The organism is Streptomyces anatolicus (assembly GCF_019400875.1).
GTDB classification, from domain to species: domain Bacteria; phylum Actinomycetota; class Actinomycetes; order Streptomycetales; family Streptomycetaceae; genus Streptomyces; species Streptomyces anatolicus.
On record NZ_WMBF01000512.1, the window covers coordinates 1 to 4,265 of the forward strand.

2 protein-coding genes are annotated in these 4,265 nt (G+C 71.9%); one reads left to right on the top strand and one right to left on the bottom strand.

Features of this window, described 5'->3' with window-relative positions:
• Window positions 1-22: 22 nt before the first annotated feature.
• Window positions 23-1,681 (top strand): ABC-F family ATP-binding cassette domain-containing protein, encoded by a 1,659-nt coding sequence (locus GKQ77_RS28530; protein WP_219691827.1) that lies wholly within the window; start codon window positions 23-25, stop codon window positions 1,679-1,681.
• Window positions 1,682-1,735: 54 nt separating this feature from the next.
• On the opposite strand, the gene GKQ77_RS28535 is transcribed toward GKQ77_RS28530, so the two are convergent.
• A complete protein-coding gene (locus GKQ77_RS28535) occupies window positions 1,736-4,192 on the bottom strand; it encodes a Tex family protein (RefSeq protein WP_219691828.1) in 2,457 nt (818 codons plus the stop codon).
• Between the last annotated feature and the right edge of the window lie 73 nt (window positions 4,193-4,265).

A 4,265-nucleotide genomic window follows, 5' to 3' on the forward strand; every position in this document is an offset into this window, starting at 1 on the left:
CACCCGTAGAATGACCCCCCTGATGACCGCAACTCTCGTCGCCAAAGCCCTCACCGCCGCCCACGGCGACCGCACCCTCTTCGACGCCCTGGACCTCGTCGTCGCCCCCGGCGACGTCATCGGCCTGGTGGGCGCCAACGGTGCCGGCAAGTCCACCCTCCTGCGGCTGCTCGCCGGTCTGGACACCCCCGAGGGGGGAGAGCTGAGGCTGTCGCCCCCGGGTGCCTCCGTGGGCCACCTGCCCCAGGAGCCCGACCGCCACCCGGGCGAGACGATCCGCGCGTTCCTGGCCCGCCGCACCGGCGTCGCGAAGGCCCAGCGGATCATGGACGAGGCCACCCAGGGGCTCGTGGACGGAACCCCCGGCGCGGACGACGCCTACGCGGACAGCCTGGAGCGCTGGCTGGCCCTCGGCGGCGCCGACCTCGACGAGCGCGCCGAGGAGGTCACGGCCTCCCTCGGCCTGACCGTCGGCCTCGACCAGGAGATGACCTCGCTCTCCGGAGGCCAGGCGGCCCGCGCCGGCCTCGCCTCGCTCCTGCTCTCCCGCTACGACGTGTTCCTCCTGGACGAGCCGACCAACGACCTCGACCTGGCGGGCCTGGACCGCCTGGAGAGCTTCGTGAAGGGCCTGCGCGCGGGCACGGTCGTGGTCAGCCACGACCGCGAGTTCCTCAGCCGCACCGTCACCAAGGTCCTCGAACTCGACCTGGCCCAGCAGCAGATCAACCTCTACGGCGGCGGCTACGACGCGTATCTGGAGGAGCGGGAGGTGGCCCGCCGCCACGCCAGGGACGAGTTCGAGGAGTACGCCGACAAGAAGTCGGCGCTCCAGGGCCGCGCCCAGATGCAGCGCTCCTGGGCCGACAAGGGCGTCAAGAACGCCCGCCGCAAGGCCGCCAAGGCGGGCGGCGGCGACAACGACAAGATCGGCCGGAACTTCCGCGCCGACGCCAGCGAGAAGCAGGCCGCCAAGGCCCGCCAGACGCAGCGCATGATCGAGCGCCTGGACGTCGTCGAGGAGCCCCGCAAGGAGTGGGAGCTGCGCATGGAGATCGCGGCGGCGCCCCGCTCGGGCGCGGTCGTGGCGAGCCTGCGCGACGCGGAGGTGCGCCGGGGCGGCTTCACCCTGGGCCCCGTCACGCTCCAGATCGACTGGGCGGACCGCGTGGCGATCACCGGCGCGAACGGCTCGGGCAAGTCGACGCTGCTCGGCGCCCTCCTTGGCCGTGTCCCCCTGGACGCGGGCCACGCGGCCCTCGGCTCGGGCGTACTCGTCGGTGAAGTCGACCAGGCCCGCGCCCTCTTCCACGGCGAGGAGTCCCTGCTCGACGCGTTCTGCTCGGCCGTGCCGGAGACCGAGCCGGCGGAAGTCCGCACCCTGCTCGCCAAGTTCGGCCTGAAGGCGGAGCACGTGCTGCGCTCCGCGGCGACGCTCTCTCCCGGTGAACGCACCCGCGCCGCCCTCGCCCTGCTCCAGGGCAGGGGCGTCAACCTCCTGGTCCTCGACGAACCGACGAACCACCTCGACCTGCCCGCGATCGAGCAGTTGGAGGCGGCCCTTGAGTCCTACGAGGGCACGCTGCTGCTCGTCACGCACGACCGCCGCATGCTGGACGCGGTCAGCGTGACGCGCCGCCTGGAGGTGACGGAGGGCAGAGTGACCGAGCTGTCACTCTGACCTCCGCCGCCCCAAGCGCTCAGCGCCCCGAGCGCTCAGCGCCGCCCCAAGCGCTCAGCGCTGCTTCGGGTCGACCAGACCGGCCCGGCGCAGCGCCTCGGCCATCACGTCGTTGGCGGGCGGCGGCCCCTGCCGCTGCGGCTTCTGCCCGCGCTGCCCCTGACCCGCACCGCCGCGCTGCCCCTGGCCCCCGCGCGGGCCCTGACCGCCCTGCCGCTGACCGCCCTGGCCCGAGCCCTGCCCCTGGCGCCGCTGCTGAGGCGGACGCCCGCCGCGCTTCGGCTGCTCCCCGCCGGTCTCGCCCGCAGGGCTCGCCTCGTCGTCCAGACGCAGCGTCAGCGAGATCCGCTTGCGAGGGATGTCGACCTCCATGACCTTCACCTTGACGATGTCACCCGGCTTGACCACGTCACGCGGGTCCTTGACGAACGTCTTGGACATCGCGGAGACATGCACCAGACCGTCCTGGTGGACGCCCACGTCCACGAAGGCCCCGAACGCGGCCACGTTCGTGACGACACCTTCCAGCACCATCCCGGCGGCCAGGTCGGAGATCTTCTCGACGCCGTCCTTGAAGGTCGCCGTCTTGAAGGCGGGACGCGGGTCGCGCCCGGGCTTCTCCAGCTCCTTGAGGATGTCGGTGACGGTGGGCAGACCGAAGGCGTCGTCCACGAACTCGTCCGGCTTCAGCGAGCGCAGCGCCGCCGTGTTGCCGATCAGCGAGGAGACCTCACCGCCCACCGACTTCACCATCTTGCGCACCACCGGATAGGCCTCCGGGTGCACGCTGGAGGAGTCCAGCGGGTCGTCGCCGCCGCGGATGCGCAGGAAGCCCGCGCACTGCTCGTACGCCTTCGGGCCAAGCCGGGACACGTCCTTGAGGCCCTTGCGGCTCTTGAACGGGCCGTTCGCGTCGCGGTGCGCCACGATGTTCTCCGCGAGGCCCGCGCCGATGCCGGAGACGCGGGCGAGCAGCGGGGCGGACGCGGTGTTCACGTCCACGCCCACGCCGTTCACACAGTCCTCCACGACCGCGTCGAGCGAGCGCGACAGCTTCACCTCCGACAGGTCGTGCTGGTACTGACCGACGCCGATCGACTTGGGGTCGATCTTCACCAGCTCGGCGAGCGGGTCCTGGAGCCGCCGCGCGATGGAGACCGCGCCGCGGATCGAGACGTCCAGGTCCGGCAGCTCCTGCGAGGCGAACGCCGACGCGGAGTACACGGAGGCGCCCGCCTCGGAGACCATCACCTTCGTGAGGTTCAACTCCGGGTGCTTCGCGATCAGTTCGGCCGCGAGCTTGTCCGTCTCGCGGGACGCCGTGCCGTTGCCGATCGCGATCAGGTCGACCGCGTGCTCCTTGGCGAGCCTCGCGAGGGTGGCGAGGGACTGGTCCCACTTGTTGGCGGGGACGTGCGGGTGGATCGTGTCGGTCGCCACGACCTTGCCGGTGGCGTCGACGACGGCGACCTTCACACCCGTACGGAAACCGGGGTCGAGGCCGAGCGTCGCGCGCGTGCCCGCGGGCGCCGCGAGGAGCAGGTCGCGCAGGTTCGACGCGAAGACCCGCACCGCCTCGTCCTCGGCGGCCGTACGCAGCCGCAGCCGCAGGTCGATGCCGAGGTGGACGAGGATGCGGGTCCGCCAGGACCAGCGCACGGTGTCCTTGAGCCACTTGTCGCCCGGGCGGCCCCGGTCGACGATGCCGAAGCGCTGGGCGACGATCCCCTCGTACGAAGACGGAGTCCCCGGCGAGGCGTCGGCTTCCTCGGGCTCCAGGACGAGGTCGAGGACCTCCTCCTTCTCGCCGCGCAGCATGGCGAGGACGCGGTGCGAGGGCAGCTCCTTGAAGGGCTCGGCGAAGTCGAAGTAGTCGGCGAACTTGGCGCCCGCCTCCTCCTTGCCCTCGCGGACCTTCGCGACGAGCCGGCCGCGCGTCCACATGCGCTCGCGCAGCTCGCCGATGAGGTCGGCGTCCTCCGAGAACCGCTCGGCGAGGATGGCGCGCGCCCCGTCCAGGGCGGCCTGCGGGTCGGCGACGCCCTTGTCGGTGTCCACGAACGCGGCCGCGGCGGCGAGCGGGTCCACGCCCGGGTCGGACAGCAGTCCGTCCGCCAGCGGTTCGAGACCGGCCTCGCGGGCGATCTGCGCCTTGGTGCGCCGCTTCGGCTTGAACGGCAGGTAGATGTCCTCCAGGCGGGCCTTGGTGTCGGCCTCGCGGATCCGCGCCTCGAGCTCTTCGGTGAGCTTGCCCTGCTCACGGACCGAGTCGAGGATCGCGGCACGCCGCTCCTCCAGCTCGCGCAGATAGCGCAGCCGCTCCTCGAGCGTGCGCAGCTGCGCGTCGTCGAGCATCTCGGTCGCTTCCTTGCGGTAGCGCGCGATGAAGGGCACCGTCGAACCGCCGTCGAGCAGCTCGACGGCGGCCTTCACCTGCCGCTCCCGCACGCCGAGTTCCTCGGCGATCCTGCCTTCGATGGACGAGGGAGTGGACGTCTTCAAAGCTGCCACGTTCCGGTACCGCCTTCTCGCTGGGCTTGCCGGGCAATTGTAGGAGGTGACACCGTCAGCGGCGGATCAGACC